The sequence below is a fragment of the Psittacicella gerlachiana genome, from assembly GCF_003585965.1.
In the GTDB taxonomy this organism is placed as follows: Bacteria; Pseudomonadota; Gammaproteobacteria; order Enterobacterales; family Psittacicellaceae; genus Psittacicella; species Psittacicella gerlachiana.
Window position 1 is genome coordinate 1 of record NZ_NRJF01000136.1, and the last position, 4605, is coordinate 4605.

2 protein-coding genes are annotated in these 4605 nt (G+C 34.1%); one reads left to right on the forward strand and one right to left on the reverse strand.

Translation table 11 applies throughout. The features are described 5' to 3' along the window. Positions 1 to 131: 131 nt before the first annotated feature. Complete coding sequence (locus CKF59_RS05040; protein WP_119534876.1) at positions 132 to 2582, forward strand: BspA family leucine-rich repeat surface protein; 2451 nt, start codon at positions 132 to 134, stop codon at positions 2580 to 2582. 388 nt (positions 2583 to 2970) lie between these two features. On the opposite strand, the gene CKF59_RS05045 is transcribed toward CKF59_RS05040, so the two are convergent. Further along, entirely contained in the window at positions 2971 to 3828 is an 858-nt protein-coding gene (locus tag CKF59_RS05045; protein ID WP_119534877.1) for an aldo/keto reductase, read from the reverse strand. Positions 3829 to 4605: the final 777 nt, after the last annotated feature.

Here is a 4605-nt window from a genome sequence, read left to right on the forward strand (position 1 = left end):
TCTAATCTCTAATCTCTAACATATTTTTTACTTATTTTTAACCAACTGCTAACTTATTTTCAATTTATTTTGTTATTTTCCAAAAACAGTTTAAAATATCTCTCAGACTCAACTTAAAATATGAAAAAAATATGAATGGTAAAGCAAAAATAATTAGTTTTATGTTAGTTGCTGGATTGAGTGTGGGTGCAGGTGCTTTAACAAGTTACCTCTTAAAAAACCAAGACCTTGATCTCCTTTCATACTACAAGTATCGTTATAAAGATATTAGTTATGAGCAACTACCGTCTCAACTAAAAACTCAACCTTTAAATTCGGCAGAAGTTAGAATCACCTTTACAGATGGGAAAAAACTAAAACTATTTCTCGATCGATATATTGCAGAGTTTAATAATCCCCAGCAAGCTCTTGACTTAGGATTTCTCTATTTCCCACAGCTTGATAACCTCGACTTTATGTTCGCAGGGGATTATGAGTTTAATCAAGATGTTCTGCAGTGTAAAACCCCCGAGCAATTACGTTCACTAAATATAGATTTTACGAGCTTAGATTTAAGTCACGTACAATCTCTCCAAGGAACTTTTGCTTGTACTAGTTTTAACAATGATCTCGCAAATTTAAACGTAGCTAATGTTAAAAATTTTAATTGGTTATTTGCAGGGGCAAAAGACTTTAATCAAGACCTCTCTACTTGGAATGTAGCTAATGCTACGAGCATGCGAGGAATCTTTAGTCATGCTCAAAAATTTAATGCAGATCTAAGTACATGGAATCTTAGTCAGGTAACTGATACTAGCTACATGTTCTATCAAGCACAAAGTTTTAATCGAGATCTAAGCACTTGGCAACTAGGTAAAGTCACTAACATGCAAAGCATGTTCGCCTATGCAAAAAACTTTAATGGCGATCTCAGCAATTGGGATGTTTCCCAAGTAACTAACATGCAGTCCATGTTTGCTTATGCTCAAAACTTTAATAGCCCGCTAAACTCTTGGGATGTGTCTAATGTCACTAACATGGCAAAAATGTTCTTGCATGCTCAAAGCTTTAATCAGGATTTATACAGCTGGAAAGTCAATCGCGTTACCGACATGCAACAAATGTTTGCAGGAGCAACTAGATTTAATGGCAACATCAGTCTATGGTATCCAGCTCAAGTAACGAATATGTCGGGGATGTTCCAACAAGCGAGTACTTTTAATCAAGATCTTAGCAATTGGACTACCACAAATGTCACTAACATGGAATCCATGTTCGCACAAGCGACTAATTTTAATGCCGATCTCAGTAGCTGGGATGTCTTTAAAGTTACCAACATGGCACATATGTTTGATCAAGCAACTAATTTCCAAAGTGACTTAAGCAAGTGGAATACCTACAATGTTACTGACATGCAATATATGTTTACCCAAGCAAGCAACTTTACCAGTGATCTTAGTGCTTGGGAAGTCGGTAATGTTACCAATATGAGCTATATGTTTGCTCAAGCAAGTAACTTTAATAGTAATCTTGATAACTGGAATACCGGTAAGGTTACGGATATGCAATCCATGTTCCTTAAAGCGAGTAAGTTCAATAGTAACTTAAGCAAATGGGATGTGAGCCAAGTTACCAATATGTCTCGCATGTTTGGTGATGCAAGTCGTTTTAATGGGAATCTGAGCCAATGGGATGTTTCTCAAGTAACTGATATGCACTTTATGTTTGCCAAAGCGACAAACTTTACTAGTGATCTGAGCAAATGGGATGTAAGTCAAGTTACCAATATGTCAGGTATGTTCTCAGTTACAAACCGCTTTACCAGCGACTTAAGTAAATGGGATGTAAGCAAGGTTACAGATATGAGTCATATGTTTGCTCAAGCAGACAACTTTAATAGTGACCTCAGCAAATGGGATGTTTCACAAGTAACCAATATGACTTCAATGTTCCAATTTGCGAGCAAATTTAATAGTGATCTAAGCAACTGGAATGTATCTAAGGTTACCAATATGTTTGCCATGTTTGCAAGTGCTAAACTCTTTACCAGCGATTTAAGTAAATGGGACGTAAGCCAAGTTACCAATATGGCAGGGATGTTTAGACAAGCGAGCAATTTTAATAGTAACTTAAGCAAGTGGCAAGTAGGTAAAGTAACACAAATGCAACATATGTTTGCGCAAGCAACAAAATTTACGAGCGATCTGAGCAACTGGAATGTCTCTCAAGTAACCAATATGGAGGCTATGTTTGCTCAAGCGAGTAACTTTACTAGTGATCTAAGTAACTGGGATGTACGTCAAGTGACCAACATGAAGCTCATGTTTAGTCAAGCTACAAAATTTAATAGTGATCTGAGCAAGTGGAATGTTTCAAATGTAACCGATATGCAAGGTATGTTTGCTCGAGCCCAAAACTTTGAGAGTAACTTAAGTAGCTGGAATGTAAGTAAAGTAACTGATATGAAATACATGTTCGCTTCTGCAAGTAAATTTAACAGCGACCTTAGCAACTGGAATGTTGCCCGAGTTACTGATCACCAAGATATGTTTACTGGAGCAACTAAATTCAAAAAAGAATTTACTCCTCGTTTTAGGGATTAAGAAAGAACTTCATAACTCCTTGATAAAACACCTTGATCTAACTTTGTATCTCACAAGTACAGATCATAAGTAAATAAAAGTAAACAAATATATCAAAACAACCAAATAAACAAAAACGAGTGCAAGATTTTTGCACTCGTTTTTATTTATTTTTTACTTGTTACTTGTAAAAAGTTTAGCTTAATTGAATTTGAGTAGTTTGCTTAACTCCTTAACTTATTAGCTCAACTCCTCTAACCTTTGAGTAAATCCTGTTATGAATAAAACCTTTGGTCATTTAAATATCTCATTGATTCCATATCTAGGTTATTCGCTATTTAACTTATTCAAAAAGTTACTAAACTCTCTTAAACTATGCTTTAACAGAATATCATTAGTAAAGTAAAGTTTATTTGTATTCAGCTAAAAATTTAACTACTTCTGGCGTACGGTGATCAAAAAATAGACTTGTATTAGTATCTAGCTCTTTAATTTGTGCCATTTGCTCCTCAGTTAAACTAAAATCAAATACATTAAAATTCTCTTGAATACGAGAAGGTGTTACTGATTTAGGAATTACAACTACGCCACGTTGCAATAACCATCTTAAGATTACTTGAGCTACAGATTTGTTATGTGCTTTTGCGATCTGCTCTAATACCGGATTAGTAAAAATATGATTACGACCTTCGGCAAAACTTGCCCAAGATTCAGTAACTATGTCATTTTCTTCTAAAAACTGTTTTACTTCTTCACGTTGAAAAAATGGATGCATCTCTATTTGATTTACTGCAGGTTTTACTTTATTAAAGAGCATAAGATTCATTACTTGATCCGGAGCAAAATTACTAATCCCTAGAGCTTTTACTTTACCTTCAGCATAGAGTTTTTCTAAATCACGCCAAGCTCCAAATACATCTCCTACTGGCTGATGAATTAAATAAAGATCTATGTAGTCAACGCCAAGTTTTCTTGCCGATTCCGTAAAAGCTTGATAAGCTTGCCCCTCTTTAGCATCAGAAATCCAAAGTTTAGTGGTAATAAAGATTTCTTCACGAGGAATGCCACTACGTTTAATAGCTCTACCCACCGCTTCTTCATTATAGTAAGCTTGAGCCGTATCAATTAAGCGATAACCAGCTTGGAGAGCTTCAAGTACTGCTTGTTCACATTGTTCAGGATCAGTAATTTGAAATACCCCAAAACCAAGTTGTGGCATTTTTACGCCGTTATTTAAAGTTACATAGGGATAATTATTAGTAGTCATAATTTGTTCCTTGTTATTTATTGTTTGCTATGAGTACATTATAGACAAATAAAGCTCAAGGATAAATTAGCTTTTGCTAAAAGGACTTTACAAAAAAATTCAACAATTAACTCTTGAAAATCCAAATTAAAACCAACTACCACTGAAATAAAGAAAACAAAATAACAAAAACAAAAAAGTAGTTCTCCAATAACCATCATTTAGATTCTACTCAGCAATTACGAATACTTATCTATCACCAAAAAAATCTTCAAGTAAATTCCAACTTTTGCAACTACTCAGATAAATACCTTAAGCCAAATAAATCCCAAATAAAAAGTAAAATCAAAAAGAAAAAAGGCATGGAATTTCTTCCATACCCCATTCACTATTAAGGATACAATGTTAAATCTTTAGTATATAAACTATCAAATAAAATTTAAAATTACTACTTGATGTCCCCTTATCATACGCCAAAGAATTATTAACACCAAATAAAAAGTTCTAAAATGCTACACCTATCACACTTATAAACTCATAAATGATCATGAGAGATCAGCAAAGATAATTTTGGGTCCAACCCACAAAACAAAAAAAGATCTTGGGCTTATAAACCCAAGATCTTACACATTGAGAATAATTTGCTTAATTACGCTTTTTCAAATCAGTATTTATTCCTAAATTAGGGGGAGAAGAAATAACTACTGATAAGCACTAGATAGTGTTTCTATCTAATTCAATAAAAAAACACTGCAATGTATGCAGTGCATTTTCTTAATAAAGTGGCGGTCTGGACGG

Coding starts and splice junctions, on each gene's coding strand:
- CKF59_RS05040 (WP_119534876.1), top strand. CDS start 132: ATGAATGGTAAAGCAAAAATAATTAGTTTTATGTTAGTTGCTGGATTG.
- CKF59_RS05045 (WP_119534877.1), bottom strand. CDS start 3,828: ATGACTACTAATAATTATCCCTATGTAACTTTAAATAACGGCGTAAAA.